The organism is Edwardsiella ictaluri ATCC 33202 (assembly GCF_000264785.1).
Taxonomy (GTDB): Bacteria; Pseudomonadota; Gammaproteobacteria; order Enterobacterales; family Enterobacteriaceae; genus Edwardsiella; species Edwardsiella ictaluri.
The window spans coordinates 1-18346 of record NZ_AFJI01000039.1 but is presented as its reverse complement, the minus strand read 5'-3'; the positions used below and the strand labels follow the sequence as shown (position 1 = coordinate 18346).

The window sequence follows — 18346 nt, the reverse complement described above, 5'->3', positions numbered from 1 at the left end:
TGAAAGGTGGAGCAGACAGCGCACAGTAAGCCCTTAACCATGCTGCGCGTTATTTTCACGCACGATAGCCAAAATCGCGCCGCTGATCTTTGCCAGCGATTTAAAGCTGGGGTTCGTTGATGGCGATAGCGTTTTGTATGCACTGCTGCGGCTGGCAATCCCGGCCCTCTTGATGACGTCCGCGTGGCCCAGCTGTTCCGCGTATCCCCTTAACGCGGCCTGCAAAATATCCGGGCGCCCCTCGCTCATGGATTCCCAGGTGGCCTGGCGGAGGATCGCTTCTACATTTTCTGGCGTGAGTGCGCGTGAGGATGCCGATACCACTGCGCCTTTGCTGATGCGCCTAACCGTATCGGCAGAAAGCTCGGCATCTCCCCAGTTCAGCACGCCGCTGGCTGTCAGGGAAAAGCGGTTAAAGTCGGCGATCGCAGAGAAGGGCGGTTTGCTGAACAGCGCGGCTAAATCAGCCCTACCACGGAAGCCGTCGCTAAATTCGACCTCGATAACATGGTCGCCGACCACATCCACATCAATAATTTTCAACATAGCTGCATAGCTGCCTCTTACGGGAGAGGGAGACGAGTCATGGTTAGTCGGCTATCTGTAGAACGACGACTACGGCCGCACCGTGCAGGATGCGGCAGGAGATCAGACAAACCGGATCTGCAGTTTCTTGCCGGTCGCGTGTGCAAATTTTTTCAGCGTGGCGAATGATGGCCCGCTTTGGCCGGAGGCTAAATTACTTTCCATGCGAGTGATCGCTGTAGCCTTGGTTCCCATACGTTCGGCGACCTGCGCCTGGGTCAGCCCCGCGTTTTTGCGGGCTGCGAGCATTTCATCGAGTAGGGCGTATTCCTCTTCGATGGCATCGTATTCTGCTTTAAATGCCGGGTCTTCCATCCATTTTGCAGCCATTTCATCATGCGTCATCGTGGGGGGGGTGCGTTTACCAGCCATGTTTTACCTCCTTCATTCTGGTTTCAGCCTTCTTACGTTCAGCGCTTGGCGTCTTCTGGGTTTTCTTGATGAAGCTGTGCAGCATGACGATACGTTTTCCGGTAAGAGTGCAGTAAAACACGCGGGCGATGCCATCACTGCCTTTGATTCGAAGCTCAAAAAGCCCATCGCCAAAAGGGCTTGTGTGTGGTTCTCCGAGATTACTACCGTAGATTTCCATGCGTTCAACGAGATGCTGGTATCGAACCCGCATACCCATTGGCAACTGATCGACCTCAAGCCGAACCTCTTCGCTGTAGTACTCAATAGTGTAGTTCATGGAGTGAAACATAACAATATTGTTATGTTTTCGCAAGTTCTTGCCCATCGGAATTGTGAGCGCTAGAGCGTAGTGGCAGCGGCAACATCTGTTGCTGGGATTGGCGTCCTGGAATGGGCGGTTTTTAAGAGCATTAGGAAATATATGCCACTCACTGTTCCAAGGGGATGGTTATTGCATTCTTATGATTTGTAATTAAAGTATCATAAATCAGAATTAGTTTTATCCGCGATGCCGGGGGTATAGTCCGCTCAGGTGCTAGAAACACCTGCAAGCCGGAACCCGCACCTGTCAGACATGCGGATTTTTTATGGTCATATCTCGGATATGGCCGAGTGTGGGCGAATACAATACCAGCAATGGGAATAAGCCCGCTTGCCGCTTGTACAAGTTTCTAGCACTCGGCCACCCGAGCCATTCGGGTATCCTCTAGAAAAGGATACAAGCTATGACCATCTCTCACGCCTCAAACATTACCCGCCCTCCCAAAGTGTCGATCCACGATGGCAGGGCGGTGACAACTACCGATGACGTCGCTGCCTATTTTGGTAAGCAAGCTCATCACGTCGTGCAAAAAGTAGAATCCCTTGATTGCTCAAAATATTTCACCATCCGCAACTTTTCGCGGATGGTGAAAAATAAAGCGATAGGCAGTGGTGCTGAGCGCCAAGTGGTCTACTACGAGATGACCAAAGACGGCTTCGTCTTTCTGGTCATGGGTTTCACCGGTAAGCGTGCCGCCGCGTTTAAAGAGGCCTATATCGCCGAGTTCAACCGCATGGAGAGGCAACTGCTCACCCGCCAGCAGGGCGCGTACTCAGCCCCTAAGCCACAGCCGCTCTGCGACGGGGAGATAAAAAACCTGAAATGGCTGATCGACTCCATCGTCAATCCGTTCCGGTTCCGCGCCGCCTGGAATCAGGGCGTCTGGTACGCGCTGCGTCAGGCCACCGGCGTGCCATCCCCATATCCCTTTACCGCCGCCGATTTGCCTGCACTGGCCCGCGAGCTGCAGCGCATCATGGAGATCAGCCATGAAACCCGCAGCCTGCTCCAGCAGCTTGAAAAGCAGGTGCTGCAGCAGGTGGTGCGTAACCGCGGCGAACTCCGTCCGGTATTGAACCATATTCAGCATGAGTTCCGGCAGCTGAGTCTGTTGGGGGAGACCCGCTCCCGGTTGAACAACGTCGAGCGGCAAAGCCTGGCCCGGCTGGAGCGGCGGGCAGGGTAGTTTGGAGCGCCCGGTGGGGAGGACTGCCGGGCGTGGTAGTAAATGAATAGGGTGATAATCATTTGAGTTTGGCTGTTTCATGCTTTAGTTTTAGATCTAGCCTCTAAAACTGGAGTATTACATGAAAGAGCAATTTATTTTCTTGCGTGGTTTTTTTTCTGCGATTGCTGGCTTTTTAGCCATAGTTTCTTTAACAATAGCAGTGTTGCCTAATAGCGACTATGCATTAAAAATGGCATTTGTAACTTCAGTAGCAGGATTAGGTCTTTTTGGTTCTTCCGCAGCGATTCTGTCATACAATATCAGCATTGTTAGCTCGCCTAACGCCACTAAAATACATTGGTTCTTAGCCAAGCAGCTTTATAGACGGTGCTTTAAAGATCAAGGTATGATTCGTATGTTTTGTATGGCATATTTCTACCTTGCTCTTCTGTTTTTCTTTTTTTTGGATCATGTTTTTGGTTGGTCTATTTTTGATGATGGCTATATTTCAAAAAACATTTTCTCTCTGGTTTTTTCATGTTTCTTGATTATAGCGTTTGTGGTTGTATCTATAGTGGCGGTTATTAGTCCAACAATGTGTATTTACAAGGTGAATAAAAAAGTGAAAAATCGATATGGATTTACAGGGCTCTGAAAATATCGGGCGTTTTTAATGTTATTTAATTGATATTCCCATGCTTTTAAATAGGATAAACCAGACTCCCTCATGGAGGATCGGGTTTATGCCTATCGCCATCGAACAACTGATCAAGATGTTTGACCCGCGCAGCGTCAGCGCAGAATGCCTGTACCTGATCCGGGCGGTGCCAGGGATCACCCGGGAGCAAATCCTGGGCGCGTTTGCAGCGGTGGCACAGTGCCATCCGCTCGGCTTCGATTTGCTGCTGGCCCGCTACCGGGAAGATCGTCAGGCCGAACAGCGTGCGCGGCGGGCGGCGGCTGATAGGGTGTGCCGGAGCCCACATCCCCCTGATGGTACCGCCGTCTGCCAGCTGGCCGTCACCGTGGCACTGGGGCGGACGCTGCCCGCCCAGCGGGTGGTATTGGCGGCGCTGCTGCGCAAACATGGCCCCCGGGCAACGCTGGCAGCCAAGCAGCTGGCCGCTATTCAGCGCCAGCAAAAGGGACTGGAGAAAGCCCGGGTAATGCTGAGTGAGGGGGGCTGGCGTTACCAGCGTAATCTGGCGCAGCACGATGCGTTGGCGGGCCGTTCCGTGGCTCTCCGCCGGGCGTTGGCCGACTGGGCCGACGCAGAGGCGGCCCGTTCACCCCATTGCCCACGTTGCCGAGGCAGCGGCCAGCTGTTGCGCCCGCAGCCCCATTGCTGTGATACCTGTGGTGGCCGAGGAAAAATCAGTGTGACCGCTGACCATTTCCGGCGTTCGCTGGTGGATAAGGGCATGGTGATAACGCCTGAGGTATGGCGGTCAGAGTACCAGTCATGGGTGAATGATACGCTCAGTGGGTTATATCAGGAGATGCAGCTGGCTGGCGATGCCTTGTCGATACGGTTAATGTTGGAGGGGCAGGCGGTGGCATGAAGAGATTGCCAATGGTTAATAAGTGAGCTAAATTCGGAAAGATGACCAAGCTATGTTTATCGCCGATTAATCGCGGCATCCTTCGATATATATCATCTCTATCCGGTATTGGCGATTAATCCAGCCTACACCAGTCAGCAATGCGCCTGCTGTGGTCATACAGCGAAAGAAAACCGCCAGTCACAAAGTCATTCGAGTGTCTGGAATGTGGATATACAGAGAACGCCGATATAAACGGTGCCCGTAATATTTTAGCGGCGGGGCACGCCGCGTTAGCCTGTGGAGAGATGGCAGCGTTAGGTCGCTCGATGAAGCAGGAACCCACCGAAACGACTCAGATCATGGTTTGAGCGTAGTAGGAATCCCGCGCCTTTAGGCGGGGGAGGATGTTAACTGGTGGCGAAAAGTTGCGCAGCGCGACAAAATGTCGCATACTATGCATACGCTGTGATGGCGAGTAACCACCGAGAGGCACCGCAAAATGGCAACGAGTGTTCGTTTGGATGATGAGTTTGTCAACGACGCTAAGATCCATGCCGATGCTGAGAGCCGTAGCGTTCCTAAGCAGATTGAGCATTGGGCTAAGATTGGCCGGATAGCCGAGGATAATCCAGATTTACCTTACAGTTTTATCAGTGAGGTGTTGTTGGCGCAGAGTGAGGTCAATAACCAGAAGGTGACGCGCTATGTCCGAAGGACCAAACGCCAGTGAGATAGCGGTTTATCAGAGTCGGCGGTTTGAGAAAGCACTGGATAAGCTCTCGGTATCTCAGCTGGCACGGGTTGAAGATGAGATCGATAAAATTATCGCCGATCCCGAGCTTGGTGAGCTGAAAAAGGGAGATTTAAGCTTTCTGCGGGTGCATAAGTTTACGCTGAATAATCATCTAGTGCTGTTGGGATACAGCTGGCAGTCAAAACGGGTAGAACTGTATCTATTAACGATCGGACCTCACGAAAATTTTTACCGTGAACAGAAGCAGCATCGTAAAGCGGATTTGAAGCTCATTGGCTAACACCGATATATTTTTCCAAATAACAGACCCTGGCGAATGCCGGGTTTTTTTTTATCCAAATTTCCCCAGCGCGGGGTAATGAGATGGCACATATGCACCATAACCCAGGAAGTTGGTTGGAGTGGAGGGAGTTGCTGTGGGGCTGGTGGCAAGGGGAGACCCCGGTAGGCGGCGTATTACTGGCCATTCTGACGGCGGCTGTCCGGGTGACCTATCTGGGCGGCGGCTGGAAACAAACGGCGTTAGAGGGGGCGTTATGCGGTGCCCTGACACTGACCGTGGTGGCGACGCTGGATTACTTTAATTTGCCGAAGTCGCTGACCCCGGCCATCGGCGGTGCCATTGGCTTTATCGGTGTGCAGCAGATCCAGCGTTTTGCGATGTATATCCTGCAGCGCAAACTGGGAATATCAACAGACAGGGAGCGGTAATTATGGCACTCACCAAGGATCACATCTTCGATGTCCTGCTGGGGCGCGAAGGAGGATACGTCGATCACCCTAACGACACAGGGGGGCCAACCAACTGGGGGATCACCGAGAAGGTGGCGCGTGCCCATGGCTATACCGGCGATATGCGTAACCTGACGCGGGCGCAGGCGCTGGAAATCTATGAGAGCGACTATTGGTCAGGTCCCCGTTTTGACCTGGTGGCGGACTATTCCGCGCTGGTGGCCGCCGAGCTGTGCGATACCGGCGTCAACATGGGGCCGTCGGTGCCCAGTAAGTGGCTGCAGCGCTGGCTGACCGCCTTTAACGATGGCGGGCGCTTGTACCCGGATATCAGCGCCGATGGGGTGATCGGGCCACGTACGCTCTCTGCGCTGCGTGCCTATCTGGATGCCCGGGGAGAAGAGGGTGAACAGGTGCTGCTGCGGGCGCTGAACTGCAGTCAGGGCGATCGTTATCTGGCGCTGGCCGAGCAGCGGGTGCAGAACGAGTCGTTTCTGTATGGTTGGGTTCGGGAGCGGGTGACGCTGTCCTAGCGACAGATGGATCCAGAATGCCCATCTAAAAATAGTGAACAGTTCGATGGTGGGATGATGCGAAATCCTGTCAATACGCATTGCATGAAATAAAGCTCCGATTGCGGAAAACAGTCGGAGCTTTCTGTTTTCTTCATCTTGATAGCGGCAAGGAAGAAACGTTGATTGATCTTAGCAAACTGATTAGGGAGTTGCGACTAATGATCGAGCAGTTACCAAACTGGCGGTTCATTCTGCTTTGGCTTGTACTGTTTGTCGCTGCCGTTGGTTATTTGATAGGGCAAATCCGCTGGTGGTGAGCGATGTGAAGCGATTACCGTTCCGCTCGATACTGGGGGAATGCATATTGTGAAACAAGATGACGTACGTCCAGAAGCCCCGCTTTATGCCGGGGCTAATGAGATGGTCACCCCCACCCTGTGAGCGGTACGCTGGCAGGCCATGATTAAGGTGAAACAGAATGCGGATCAACAACTGGACCAAATTAAAGCCGATGCTGCTCGTTCTGCCGTTGATGCTGAGCGCCTGCGGCGTACGCTTTCTCAACTGCGGCAGCAGTTGGCAGACCGTTCCCCCTGCCGAGTCTCCACCGCTGGTGGATCCAGCCCGGCAAGCGCCGCTGCCGGATTTCTGTTTGCCGACGTGCTCGGCGAATCTCTCCAACGCAATGCAGCGTTGGCAGCCTATGCTGACCGGGCCCGAGCTGCCGACCTGGCCTGTGAGCGGCTCTACGATGCCGTGATGCAGTCGCGGGCGCCGTGAGGACTGTGTTTTACGCGCATTTTGTGGCTGTGCGGTGCTAAAAAAATGCGGACCGTGCGGTCATCGCCAGGATAACCATTATGACAAAACCGGACTGGGCGGCGATTGCAGTGGCGTTCCAGGCCGGAGAGCTGTCCCTACGGGCCATCGGTGCCCAGCACGGCGTATCCGAAGGTGCCATTCGAAAAATGGCCAAAAAATATGGCTGGGTACGCGGTGAAAAAAACGGTACGCAAAAAGGTACGCAGGTACGCAAAAAAGGTACGCAGAAAAAACAGGGAAAAAAGTGCGTACCGGTAAAAAATCAGCGCGGGCAGGAGGATGGGCAAGGGGGCGCAGAGGCGCTCTCCTCTGTTTCACCTGCGGCAAAACCAATTCGTGGTTCACGTCACGCGCCGCCCATCCGTCCTTTTCTGCCGCACAATACGGCGGCGGTGACCCATGGCGCCTATGCCCGCCGCATGCTGTGGCCCGATGACATTATACAGGACGCGCAGCGGCTGCAGTTGAACGATGAGCTGCTGATGCTGCGGGCGGGAAACCTGACGGCGGCGACGAATATCGGGCGTTGGATAGCGCAGCTGGAGCAGGCGGACCCAGATCAGGGCAAGGTATTACGGGAAAATATCGGGGCGGCGGAGCGGGGGATTTTGCGTAATACGGTACGCATTGAGTCGCTGGAGCGGACCCTGCGCGTCAATGCGCTGAACGAGGCGACGACCGCCAAGCGCTGGGCGGAGACGCAGCGGCTGACGTCGGAGAACAGTGATGCCGATACGCCGCTGCGGGAGGTGATTGAGCAGATCCAGGGAAGCCAGCAGGGAGGGCGGATCAATGCCGGTTCGGGCGATGAGTGAGCGGGAGCAGCAGGCGCTGGTCCGCGGCTATCTGAGCGATCCGTGGTGGCGGCTGGACAATCTGTACCAGATCGTTGATGAGCAGGGGCGGCTGGTGCCTTTTCGGATGCGGCCGGCGCAGCGGCAGCTGTTTATGGAGATGCACGAAAAAAACCTGATCCTGAAAGCCCGTCAGCTGGGATTTTCCACCGCCATCGATCTGTACCTGCTGGATCAGGCGCTGTTCAGCAAAAATGTAAAGTGCGGCATCGTCGCGCAGGATAAGCAGGCGGCGGCAGAGATTTTCCGTACCAAAATCGAGGTGCCTTTCGATCATCTGCCTGGGTGGCTGGCGGGCTGTTTTCATGCGGTAAAGCGTCACGGCGGGGCCTCTGGGGGCTACATCGAATTCGCGCACGGCTCCAATATCATGGTGGCCACCTCTTTCCGTTCGGGCACGGTACAGCGGTTGCATATTTCTGAGCATGGAAAAATTTGCGCCAAATATCCGGCGAAGGCGAAAGAGGTGCGCACCGGGACGCTGAACGCGGTGGCCGAGGGCAGCATTGTGTTTATCGAGTCCACGGCGGAGGGGGTAGGCGGCGATTTTTATGATATGAGCCTGCGGGCGCAGGAGATGGCGCAAAGCCGTTTACCGCTCTCGTCGCAGGACTATAAGTTTCATTTCTATGCCTGGTGGCAGGATCCCAAGTATGCGGTGGCGGTGCCGCCGGGCGGGCTGCGGCTGAGCCGTCATCACCAGGACTATTTTGCCGACGTTGAGCAGGCGATGCGGATCAGCTTAAGCGATCGGCAAAAATGGTGGTACGTGCGCAAAGAGGCTGAGCAGCAGCAGGAGATGAAGCAGGAGTTTCCCTCTACGCCGCGCGAGGCGTTCCTGACCTCCGGGCGCCGGGTCTTTTCCTCGGCATCCATGCTGCAGGCGGAGGGGCGCTGTGCGCCGCCCGCGTTGGTTTACGACATCGATCCGGTGACCGGGCGTAAAAATAAGATGCAGGCGCTGCGACAGGGCGCCAGCGATGTGCTGCAGCGTCAGCTGCTCAATTATCTGCTGATCTGGGAGCTGCCCGATCCCGATGAGGTGTATGCCATTGGCGCCGATGTGGCGGAGGGGCTGGAGCGGCGCGATCGCAGCAGTCTGGATGTGGTGAAACAGAGCAGCGGAGAGCAGGTGGCGCACTGGGTGGGGTATTTGGATGCCGAGCTGTTTGCCATGCTGTTGGATAACGTCGGCCGCCTGTACGGCATGGCCTATATCGGCGTAGAGCGTAATAACCACGGCCATGCGGTATTACAGAAGCTGCGGGCGCTGTATCCGCCGCGCTATCTGTATAACGAGCAATTCCTCAACCAGGATACCGATGATGAAACCCGCCGGCTGGGGTGGCTGACCACGCGCCAGAGCAAGCCGATCCTGATCGAGGGGCTGAAAACCCTGCTGCGGGAGGCGGCGGACGGACTACGCTGGATTGGCAGTGTGAGCGAGATGAATACCTACGTTTATGACAAAAATGGCACGATGGGCGCCCAGGCGGGCTGTTATGACGATCAGGTCATGAGCTATGCCCTGGCCCAGGAGATGCGCGCCCGGATGCCGGCGCGCAGACAGCCGGAGCCCATTAAACATCAGCCAGCCCACTGGATGACCCGATGACCGATCCCTTTTCTTCCCCGGATATTTCGACGGCGCCCGATCGTCAGGGCCAGTTCACCCTGGCTCAGCTGCTGTCTATCACGGCCGATATTCATCATCAGCCGGATTGGCGTTCGGCGGCCAATAAGGCCTGTGCCTACTATGACGGCGAGCAGCTGCCGCCGGAGCTGATTGCCACGCTGCTGGAGCGCAGTCAGCCGTTGACCATGCATAACCTGATCGCGCCGACGGTAGACGGCGTGCTGGGCATGGAGGCCAAAACCCGCACCGAGCTGATGGTGGTAGCCGATGATCCGCAGCCGGAGTTTGAGGCATTGGCCGAGGCGGTGAATGCCGAGTTCGCCGATGCCTGTCGCCTGGCCAATCTGGGCAAGGCGCGCAGCGATGCCTATGCCGGTATGTTAAAAGCCGGGCTGGAATGGGTGGAGGTGCGGCGCAGCGACAATATCTTTGGGCCGCGCTATAGGGCGGGTACGGTACACCGCAACGAGGTGTATTGGGATTGGCACAGCCGGGAGCCGGATCTGAGCGACTGCCGCTGGCTGCTGCGTCGCCGCTGGATGGATTTGGACGAGGCACTGGCCACGTTCCCCGCCAAGGCAGCGATACTCCAGAATGCCCGTATGGATTGGCGCGGTTTTATCGATACCGGGCTGGCCGAGGGGCTGGATGCCGATCTGGTCGCGGCCTATGAGGAGTATCAGCAGTACAGCCGCAGGGAGCTGGAGTGGTTGAGCAGCGATCGGCAGCGGGTGCTGCTGCAGGTGGTTTACTATCGTAGCTGGGTGACGTTGCCGGTGATGACGTTGGCCAACGGACGCGCCCTTGAGTATCAGGCTGAAAACCCACTGCACGCCGCGGCACTGGCGATGGGGAGAGTGCAGGTACAGATGGCGCGCAGCAGCCGTATCCGCGAGGCCTGGTTTGCGGGGCCGCACCAGTTGGTGGATAGGCCCTGCACGGCGCCGCAGGGGATGTTTCCGCTGATCCCGTTCTGGGGCTACCGCAAAGATCGCAACGGGGCCCCCTATGGTCTGGTCAGCCGGGCGATACCGGCGCAGGACGAGGTGAATTTCCGGCGGATTAAGCTGACGTTTTTACTGACCGCTAAGCGGGTCATCATGGATGATGATGCGGTGAATATGAGTCGGAAGCAGGTGCAGGAAGAGGTGGAGCGGCCGGATGGACTGATTATTCTGAACCCCGATCGCCGCAATAAGACCACCATCGCCCAGTCGCTGGAGGTGCAGCAGGACTTTCAGGTGGCGCAGCAGCAGTTTCAGGTGATGCAGGACTCCATGAAGCTGATCCAGGATGGCATGGGGGTCTATTCCGCCTTTCTGGGGCAGAACTCTAACGCCACCTCCGGCGTGGCCATCAGTAATCTGGTCGAGCAGGGGGCGACCACCCTGGCCGAGCTGAATGACAACTATCAGTTCGCCTGCCAGCAGGTCGGGCAGCTGCTGTTGGGCTATCTGTTGGAGGATTTGGCACAGGTGCGTAACCACACCATTGTCGTGAACCGTGACGATGCGCGCCGGCGGAAAAGCGTGGCGATCAATGTTGAGGGGCGCGACGGCATGAGTAATGATATTGCCCGTCTGCGCGCCCATATTGCGCTGGCGCCGATCCAGCAGACGCCAGCCTACCGTTCTCAGCTGGCGGAGCGGCTGGGGCAGGTGGTGGCTGGTCTGCCGCCGCAGGTGCAGGCGGCGGTGCTGGATCTGTGGATTTCGCTGCTGGATATTCCCAATAAGAGCGAGTTTGTCGAGCGGATCCGTCAGGCGGTGGGCATGGCCAAGTCAGCCGATGAGATGACGCCGGAGGAGCAGGAGGCGGCCGCCCAGCAGCAGCAGGTGGAGCAGCAACAGCTGGCGCTGGCGATGCGCGAACTGGAGGCCAAGGTGGGTAAACTGGAGGCCGAAGCCCAGCGTGCGGCGGCGTCGGCGCAGCGTGAGCAGGCACAGGCCGAGGGGCAGCGCTTCCATGATATGAAAACACAGGCGGAAACAGGGCAGATTTTGCAGGGAATGCAGCAGGATGCTCAGGTGGCCCGTCAGCAGTTGTTAACCCTTATCGAGCAGCAGATTGCCGCGCTGCCATTGCATTAGGGTAAAAAGTGAGCTAATTTGCGAACGATGACCCGCCTCGCACTTTTTGCGGGTTTTTTGTTTTTAGGTGGCTAACGACTGTCTGCCGCTTGGTACACCTCGTTATCGGCCCGTTTACCGATAGCGATCACCAGCAGGATGATTTCGCTATCGTTGACTTCATAAACTAACCGGTAACCGGAAGAGCGTAATTTTATTTTATAACGGTTAGCGCGCCCACTTAAGCGTGCTGCTGGAACATGTGGGTTTTCCAGGCGTTCGATCAGTTTCTTTTTCAACTGGCTTTGAATCGGCGGTGCCAGTTTTTTCCACTCTTTCAGGGCTCGCTTTTCAAAGCTCAGTTTATAGGTCATCGATATTTACGCTGACAAACTCAGCGTCCTCCAGACGCTCATCGGCGATACGATTAAGCGCCGCATCTTCAGCCAGCTCCAGATAGTAAGCGTAGAGTTCCGGTGGAACGCAGTAAAAGGCCGGCTCATTCCGGTTTAAGATTGCTACGGCATTGCCGTCACCTTCAGCAATGGTACCCATTGGATTGCGTTTCAGGTCGGTAATGCTGGCGGCGGTGGTCGTGAGAATTTGGTATGCCATATGTCTTCTCCTTGTCAGATAGATACACTATAGCGTTTTTATAGACACCTTTAAAGGTGCTTTTAAGCATGCTTTTTATTCAGTGCGCCGTAAAACCCCGTCCTTTAGGGCGGGGAGGATGTCAAGTGCCCTGCTGATAAACCACCATTTTAAGCATCACCTTTCAAAATAATGAGTTGCACACGCCGCAAAGGGCTCTGTTATCGCAGAGCCCTTTTTCGCATGGGCAGCGACACGCCTTTTTCTGTTTCGGATCTATCCGACAAATAGACAGGCAGGAGAGCAATATGGACATCGATGATGCAGATATCGCCGGGAAGACACCGGACGAGCTGGAGGCACTGCTGGCGCAGGCCGGTAGCAATGAGGAGGACGTGTCCGCGGGCGAGGGCGATCCGGAACCGGCGATCGCACCGGACACGCCAGCGTCCGCAGGGGATGTGCCGCCTGAGGCTGCATTGGCATCGCCAGCTGGAGAAGAGCCGCAGGACGCTGCGGTCACCGATCCCGCCGCTAAAGTGGTACTGGGTAAGGATGGCGTACACCATATTCCCTACGATGTACTGCAGGCTGCCAGGGAGCAGGCGCGCCGCAGCGCACAGTCGGCGCAGTCCGCTGCCGAGGAGAATGCGGCGCTTAAGCGCACGCTGACGCTGCTGCAGCAGCAGGTGAGCCGGGCAGGGATGCAGCCGGCCACCCTGCCGGAAGAGACGCAGATCAGTACCGAGCAGTTGGATAAGGTGCGGGCGGACTTCCCGGAGCTGGCAGAGATGTTCGAGCAGGTGGTTAACCAGGTGAACTACCTGAATGCGCGGGCGAAGCCGAGTCCCAGCGAGGATGGTGGCGGAATCAACCCGGTGCTGGAGGCGATTGCGCGCAATCCCGATCTGGCACAGTGGTTCGATAGTGACATCGATCGGCGCGATTTTGCCATTACGGTGGATGAGCGTCTGAAAACCGATCCTGCCTGGCAAGACAAAACCCTGGATGCGCGTTTCGCTGAGGCCGCCCGACGTACCAAGGTCGCGTTTGGCGATCCGGACGTGGCCGTGGGGGCGACCTCAGCAGAATCGCTAAAAAAACAGGCGGAGGAGAAGCTGGCCGCGGCGGCCGCGACGCCCAGCGTACCCTCTTCGCCATCGGATGTGGGACAGCCGGTAACCCAGTCACCGCAGTCGGTGCTGGATAAGGCAGCCAATGCCAGTGATGGTGAACTGCTGGCCATGATGGCCGGAATGAGTGAGAGCCAGATCGAGGCATTGTTGTCACAGGCCGGTGATGCGTTTTAACCGGGACAGGAAAAATCATGACGACCATTACCAAAGCCCAGGCGAATAAGCTGTTGCAGGTAGCGCTGTTTACCGCCGCCAACCGCAACCGCTCGTTTGTCAACGTGCTGACGGAGCAATCCGAAGCACCCAAGCAGGTTGCCTCTGATAAGCAGGGGGTGAATCAGACCAGCTATACCGCACCGGTGGTGCGGGTAACTGATTTAACCAAAACCAAGGGGGACTCGGTGGATATGCAGGTGATCCACAAGCTGTCCAAACGCCCGACCATGGGGGACCAGAAGCTGGAGGGGCGCGGAGAAAACCTGCAGTTTGCCGACTTTGCGCTGAGTATCGATCAGGGACGGCACATTGTGGATGCCGGTGGAAAGATGTCGCAGCAGCGCTTTAAGCACGATCTGCGCAGTGCAGCACGTCGTCTTCTCGGTACCTATTTTAACGATCTGCAGGACCAGTGTGCCGTGGTACATCTGGCGGGTACCCGTGGGGATTTTATGGCGGACGATATTATCCTGCCGCCCGCCGATCACCCGGAGTTTGCGCGGATCATGGTTAACGAGGTCATGCCGCCAACCTACGATCGCCATTTTTTCTCCGGTGATGCGACCTCCTTTGAACTGTTGGATGCGGCGGATCTATTCAGCCTGGCGACAGTGGACAATATCTCTCTCTACCTGGACGAAATGGCGCACCCGCTGCAGCCGGTCAGGCTGTCGCGCGATGAGTTGAAGGATGAGGACCCCTACTTTGTGCTGTACGTGACTCCACGGCAATGGAATGACTGGTATACCTCCACTAACGGCAAGGACTGGCAGGCGATGATGACCCGGGCGGTACAGCGCTCAAAAGGGTTCGATCACCCGCTGTTCAAGGGGGAGTGCGCCATGTGGCGCAATATCCTGGTGCGTAAGTATGGTGGCATGCCGATCCGTTTCTACCAGGGTTCTAGCGTTCAGGTCTCTGCCAATGATGATGCGGCCTCGGTACAGACTCTGCAGGCCAATACGGCTATTGACCGGGCGATTTTGCTGGGGGGGCAGGCGCTGGCCAGCGCCTGGGGGATTGGCGACGGCGGCGGATTCTTTGGCTATCACGAAGAGCGCACTGATCATGACAACGGGCGGGAGATCTCTATTCGCTGGATCAACGGACTGAAGAAAATCCGCTTTAGGCAGAAAAATGGCCGTGTTCAGGATCACGGTGTGATGGTGGTGGACTCTGCTGTCAGCGGTGATCAGCCGAATAATCAGGAGATAATGTTTTTTCCAGTTTGACATCCTCCTCCGCCTTTAGGTGGGGGAGGATATCAAATGCACGTTTCATGGTTTCACCTGCTAAAGAGGAGAATGTGATGATGCAAAAGACAGTTAGCCGGAAAACCGCCTCCTTTCCTTCCCGGCCTGAAGGCCGAGGTTTCCCGGAGGTATTCTGATGAAAGAGATTAATGCCCCGTCAATGCACGATCGGATCTATCAGGGTGCGCTGGGCAATGAGTCCATCGCGGAGAGTGTGGTGACGCTGGATAATCTGATGGAAGACGAACAGATCCGGCTGTTTGAGCTCCCGTTGGGTATGCGTATTAATGCGCTACAGATCTGTGGCAGCGGACTCAGTGCAGGAAAAATGCTGACGTTCGCTATCCAGTCTCCCTCCTTATTCGATATTCAATTATTGAGTCTGCCCTTAACGGAAACGGTTTCTGGCGTGTATCCCCTGGTGCCATTGACCACATCTGAGCAGGGTGGAACGCTGGTGTTGAAGGTCGCAGGCGGACCGGTGAGTGGAACGCTGAGTGTGCTGGTGCGCTATAGCGTGATCGGATATTGAGTCAACGGGCCCTGCGGGGCCTTTTTCTTTTGGGAGTGAACATGTCTGAGCAAATTGCAGTGGTCTATATCGGCCCCAAAGCCGAGAAGCGCGATACGGTTACCGGCAGCCGGCTGGTCTTCCCACGTCATATCCCAGTCTCTGTGGATACCGCGGTCGCATACCAGTTGCTGGCGTTTCCCAGTGTTTTTATTCCGGCAAAAAATCTGGAGAGGTTTCTAGCTGAGGCGCAGGAGAAACACGAGGAGAAACAGCAGGCGTCGCTGGCAGCGCAGATGCAGGTGCGTCAGCAGACCGAGCAGCAGAGCTTCGCGCTGGAGATCGAGGGCACGATCATCGATATCTCAAAATTTACCGTGGCGCAGCTGATCACGTTGGCGGAGGCGCAGGAGTTGGGTGTGCAGAAAGGTGCCCAGGAGAAGGCGGATGCGTTCCGTGTCAGAGTTCGCGATGCATACCGGGAAAAAATAGCGGTACAAGCCTGATGGTTCGGGCCGATATTTTTTTGCCGGCCATACGCCGGGGAATTGACGGGCCGCTGGAGATGATGATGCGCGAGGCGCTCCTGAGCGCAGCGATCCGTTTTTGCCGGGAGTCGCTGGTAAGCAGGGAAACGCTGCAGTTTGGGGCAGCGCAGGCCGGGCTGACATTGTCTCTGGCGCCAGCGGACACCGCACTGATATTCAGTCGGCTACTCTCGGTAACCTCACGGCAATCGCCCAATATTGCGGTCGCGCTGTGGCCAGGCGTGGATTTTACCGTAGAGGCGGACCAGCTGCGGTTATTGTGTCCGGTTGCGGCGCTGCGTGTACGCATGGCGACCGAGCCCGCGCCGGGTGCCACCGAGCTTCCCGATGCGCTGGAAGCCTATCAGGAGGCGCTGGCAGCGGGTGCATTGATGCAGCTGTATATGATGGCGGGCAAGCCCTGGAGCGATGCTCAGCGCGCCGACTATTACCGGCTCCGTTTTATCGATGGCTATCGGGAGGCGTTTCGCAGTAGCAGTGAGGTTGCCCCGTATGAGACGGGTTTTCATAATCCAACACGCCGACACGCCTTTTTCTGATGACGACGATTGCTGATGTGATAGGAAGGGTGAATACCCAACTGAAGGATACCCTGTGGGCGCGCTGGCCGTTGGCCGAACTGTGCGACTACTTTAATGATGCGATACGCGCCATTTTACTGGTGCGCCCGGATGCCGGTGCCGTGATGACCACACTGGAGACTGTGCCGGGAACACGGCAATCGTTGCCTGGGGATGTATTCCGGCTGCTGGATATTGTGCGCGTTCAGAATGGGCGGGCGCTGTTACCGCTACCACGCGAGGTATTGGATACCCAATATCCGGGCTGGCACGCTATGAGCGGGGTAGTGGAGCGTTATTGTTACAGCGATCAGACCCCGCAGGTTTATTACCTGTTCCCCGCTCCGGAAGAGGAGGTGATATTGGATGCGGTGGTATGTCGCAGCCCTGAACCCATCAGTGTGGAGACGCTGCAGGATCCCGTTGCGCTTCAGCCGGTACCGCTCGATCCCGTTTATATCAATCCCCTGATGGACTGGATGTTGTTCCGTGCATTCAGCAAAGACAATGAGGGCGGGGCCAATGTGGCATTGGCCGTCCAGCATTACCAGATGTTTGTGGAGCAGCTGGGGGTTAAACAGCGCGCCGATGCCACAATCCGCCAGTTACTGCGCGGTAAGTATATGGGAGGAGAGGTGTGAGTGTTGTGATTTCCGGGGTTTTACTCGATCCGTCCGGTAAAGCGGTATCCGGTGCCCAGATTACATTGACGGCTATTGCCAATAGCATGCAGGTACTGCGTGGTTTTACCTGCAGCGTGATGACGGCAGAAAATGGCCAGTATTCCGTAAGATTGGAGGAGGGCAATTATTCGATCAGCGTGGCCCATCAGGGGCGCAATTTTGTCTACGGCGCAGTGACGCTGACAGAAGACTCCGCACCATCATCGTTGAATGCGCTGTTACACCAGCAGGTGATGGAGCAAGAGGTGACGCCGGAGGTCATCCTCTATTTTCGCCAGATCCAGCATAAGGTGGCCGATGACGTTGTCATTATGCAGCGTCTACAGCACGATAGCAGCCAGGCCGCCCGTGCTGCACAGGAGAGTCAGCGACATGCACAGGCGTCAAAAGTCGCCGCTGCCGGGAGCGTGCGTCAGGCAGCGGCCCATCGTCTTGCGGCCGGGCAGGCTGCAGAAATGGCGGCGGATTATGCCCAAACCGCGCAGGATAGCCAGCGGCATGCGCAGAGGTCAGAAATGGCTGCGGCCGAAAGTGAACAGCGCACGGCGGATCACCGTCTGGCTGCCGAGCAGAGTGCCGAAGTTGCGGCAGTACATGCGGCAGAAGAGGCTGCAGCGCGGGTTGCTGAGGTGGTGCATAATGACAGTGAACGGGCGGATGTGGCGAAGAAACAGGCGGAAAGTGCGGCAAGAAACGCTGACCAATATGCACAACAGGCGGGTATAAAGGCGCAGAATGCACAGGCCGCAGCGGATGTGTCCCAGGAAGCAATACAGGTGACCAGGCAGGCCAGGGATGATACGGCGCGCTATGCCGCGGAGGTGCAGGGGTATACCCAGCAGGCGGTGCTATCGGCCCAGCAGATAAAGGAAGATACGGATACCGGCCTGCTGGTGGCACAGGATATTGCCCAGCAGGTGGCCGTGGTCAACATGGCGGTGAGCCGCGTGGTGGAGGACGCGTCATATGTCGAGCAGGCGGTAATACGCACCTTAGATAAGGCACCGGTGGATAGCCCCGTTTTTACCGGAACGCCGCAGGCACCGACACCGGACGGATCGGCGGTAGGCCAGGAGATTGCCACGGCGGCGTTTGTCTTGGCACAGGTCAGTAAGCTGATTAACTCATCACCGGCCGCCATGGATACGCTGCAGGAGCTGGCGTCAGCGCTGGGTAATGATCCTGAATTTTCTGCTACCGTCATGAATTTGATCGGCCAGAAACTGGATAAGCTACAAAATGGTGCAGATATTCCTGATAAATCACGTTTTCTACAAAACATTGGCGTTGTTTCTGCGACAATATCACGCCGAGGGGTTGTGCAGCTCAGCGACAGCACCGAGAGCACCAGCATCTCAGAGGCGGCGACGGCCAACGCGCTGAGGCGTACCTATCAATATGCCACGCGTATCGCCACTACCAACCAAATA

General features: G+C 56.5%; 23 protein-coding genes and 1 pseudogene. 19 read left to right on the top strand and 5 right to left on the bottom strand.

What is annotated here, in order from left to right:
* Nucleotides 1-33: 33 nt before the first annotated feature.
* From dhiA to EIEH_RS04920, 3 genes are all read right to left on the bottom strand, one after another.
* A complete protein-coding gene (gene dhiA, locus EIEH_RS04930) occupies nt 34-546 on the bottom strand; it encodes a type II toxin-antitoxin system antitoxin DhiA (protein WP_015871334.1) in 513 nt (170 codons plus the stop codon).
* 102 nt (nt 547-648) lie between these two features.
* The gene (locus EIEH_RS04925; protein WP_015871333.1) at nt 649-957 is read right to left on the bottom strand and encodes a helix-turn-helix domain-containing protein; all 309 of its coding nucleotides are present in this window, start codon (nt 955-957) and stop codon (nt 649-651) included.
* Entirely contained in the window at nt 947-1276 is a 330-nt protein-coding gene (locus tag EIEH_RS04920; protein ID WP_015871332.1) for a type II toxin-antitoxin system RelE/ParE family toxin, read from the bottom strand. The genes EIEH_RS04925 and EIEH_RS04920 overlap by 11 nt, the downstream gene beginning before the upstream one ends.
* 448 nt (nt 1277-1724) lie before the next feature.
* On the opposite strand from EIEH_RS04920, the gene EIEH_RS04915 reads away from it, so the two are divergent.
* The 12 genes and pseudogenes from EIEH_RS04915 to EIEH_RS04865 all read left to right on the top strand — a co-directional run bounded on the left by EIEH_RS04915 (nt 1725) and on the right by EIEH_RS04865 (nt 11436).
* The gene (locus EIEH_RS04915; protein WP_015871331.1) at nt 1725-2507 is read left to right on the top strand and encodes a Rha family transcriptional regulator; all 783 of its coding nucleotides are present in this window, start codon (nt 1725-1727) and stop codon (nt 2505-2507) included.
* Nucleotides 2508-2628: 121 nt separating this feature from the next.
* A complete protein-coding gene (locus tag EIEH_RS04910; protein ID WP_034165088.1) occupies nt 2629-3144 on the top strand; it encodes a hypothetical protein in 516 nt (171 codons plus the stop codon).
* 88 nt (nt 3145-3232) lie between these two features.
* A complete protein-coding gene (locus EIEH_RS04905) occupies nt 3233-4051 on the top strand; it encodes a TIGR02642 family protein (RefSeq protein WP_015871329.1) in 819 nt (272 codons plus the stop codon).
* A gap of 105 nt (nt 4052-4156) precedes the next feature.
* Nucleotides 4157-4401, top strand: a pseudogene (locus EIEH_RS17360) (zinc ribbon domain-containing protein); the annotation flags it as partial.
* A 131-nt stretch (nt 4402-4532) separates the two neighbouring features.
* Nucleotides 4533-4763, top strand: coding sequence for a ParD-like family protein (locus tag EIEH_RS04900; RefSeq protein WP_015871327.1), 231 nt, complete (start codon nt 4533-4535; stop codon nt 4761-4763).
* Entirely contained in the window at nt 4738-5067 is a 330-nt protein-coding gene (locus EIEH_RS04895) for a type II toxin-antitoxin system RelE/ParE family toxin (RefSeq protein ID WP_015871326.1), read from the top strand. Before EIEH_RS04900 ends, EIEH_RS04895 begins: the two co-directional genes overlap by 26 nt.
* An 83-nt stretch (nt 5068-5150) precedes the next feature.
* Nucleotides 5151-5498: a phage holin, lambda family gene (locus tag EIEH_RS04890; RefSeq protein ID WP_035608895.1), complete on the top strand. Its 348-nt coding sequence runs from the start codon at nt 5151-5153 to the stop codon at nt 5496-5498.
* A 2-nt stretch (nt 5499-5500) separates the two neighbouring features.
* Nucleotides 5501-6052: a glycoside hydrolase family 108 protein gene (locus tag EIEH_RS04885; RefSeq protein WP_015871324.1), complete on the top strand. Its 552-nt coding sequence runs from the start codon at nt 5501-5503 to the stop codon at nt 6050-6052.
* Nucleotides 6053-6493: 441 nt separating this feature from the next.
* Nucleotides 6494-6814, top strand: a complete 321-nt coding sequence (locus tag EIEH_RS04880) for a DUF2514 family protein (protein ID WP_226092334.1) — start codon at nt 6494-6496, stop codon at nt 6812-6814.
* Between the two features lie 80 nt (nt 6815-6894).
* Nucleotides 6895-7671: a hypothetical protein gene (locus EIEH_RS04875; protein WP_015871322.1), complete on the top strand. Its 777-nt coding sequence runs from the start codon at nt 6895-6897 to the stop codon at nt 7669-7671.
* Nucleotides 7664-9325, top strand: coding sequence for a terminase large subunit (locus EIEH_RS04870; RefSeq protein ID WP_050977403.1), 1662 nt, complete (start codon nt 7664-7666; stop codon nt 9323-9325). Before EIEH_RS04875 ends, EIEH_RS04870 begins: the two co-directional genes overlap by 8 nt.
* Nucleotides 9322-11436 (top strand): portal protein, encoded by a 2115-nt coding sequence (locus tag EIEH_RS04865; protein WP_015871320.1) that lies wholly within the window; start codon nt 9322-9324, stop codon nt 11434-11436. The genes EIEH_RS04870 and EIEH_RS04865 overlap by 4 nt, the downstream gene beginning before the upstream one ends.
* Nucleotides 11437-11507: 71 nt before the next feature.
* On the opposite strand, the gene EIEH_RS04860 is transcribed toward EIEH_RS04865, so the two are convergent.
* Nucleotides 11508-11789 carry a type II toxin-antitoxin system RelE family toxin gene (locus EIEH_RS04860; RefSeq protein WP_015871319.1) on the bottom strand — a complete coding sequence of 94 codons (282 nt, stop codon included), beginning with the start codon at nt 11787-11789 and terminating at the stop codon, nt 11508-11510.
* The gene (locus EIEH_RS04855) at nt 11779-12030 is read right to left on the bottom strand and encodes a type II toxin-antitoxin system Phd/YefM family antitoxin (RefSeq protein ID WP_015871318.1); all 252 of its coding nucleotides are present in this window, start codon (nt 12028-12030) and stop codon (nt 11779-11781) included. The genes EIEH_RS04860 and EIEH_RS04855 overlap by 11 nt, the downstream gene beginning before the upstream one ends.
* A gap of 287 nt (nt 12031-12317) precedes the next feature.
* Between EIEH_RS04855 and EIEH_RS04850 the strand changes: the two genes are divergently transcribed.
* The 7 genes from EIEH_RS04850 to EIEH_RS16845 form a co-directional block, all read left to right on the top strand.
* Nucleotides 12318-13319 (top strand): hypothetical protein, encoded by a 1002-nt coding sequence (locus tag EIEH_RS04850; protein ID WP_015871317.1) that lies wholly within the window; start codon nt 12318-12320, stop codon nt 13317-13319.
* A gap of 17 nt (nt 13320-13336) precedes the next feature.
* Complete coding sequence (locus tag EIEH_RS04845) at nt 13337-14593, top strand: N4-gp56 family major capsid protein (RefSeq protein WP_015871316.1); 1257 nt, start codon at nt 13337-13339, stop codon at nt 14591-14593.
* A gap of 157 nt (nt 14594-14750) precedes the next feature.
* Entirely contained in the window at nt 14751-15146 is a 396-nt protein-coding gene (locus EIEH_RS04840; protein WP_015871315.1) for a hypothetical protein, read from the top strand.
* 41 nt (nt 15147-15187) lie between these two features.
* Entirely contained in the window at nt 15188-15631 is a 444-nt protein-coding gene (locus tag EIEH_RS04835) for a hypothetical protein (RefSeq protein WP_015871314.1), read from the top strand.
* A gap of 65 nt (nt 15632-15696) precedes the next feature.
* Nucleotides 15697-16212 (top strand): hypothetical protein, encoded by a 516-nt coding sequence (locus tag EIEH_RS04830; protein WP_239642627.1) that lies wholly within the window; start codon nt 15697-15699, stop codon nt 16210-16212.
* The gene (locus EIEH_RS04825; RefSeq protein ID WP_015871312.1) at nt 16212-16874 is read left to right on the top strand and encodes a phage adaptor protein; all 663 of its coding nucleotides are present in this window, start codon (nt 16212-16214) and stop codon (nt 16872-16874) included. Before EIEH_RS04830 ends, EIEH_RS04825 begins: the two co-directional genes overlap by 1 nt.
* Nucleotides 16871-18346: prophage tail fiber N-terminal domain-containing protein (locus EIEH_RS16845; protein WP_193352017.1), on the top strand; the 1476-nt coding region annotated here is incomplete at its 3' end. The genes EIEH_RS04825 and EIEH_RS16845, both read left to right, overlap by 4 nt.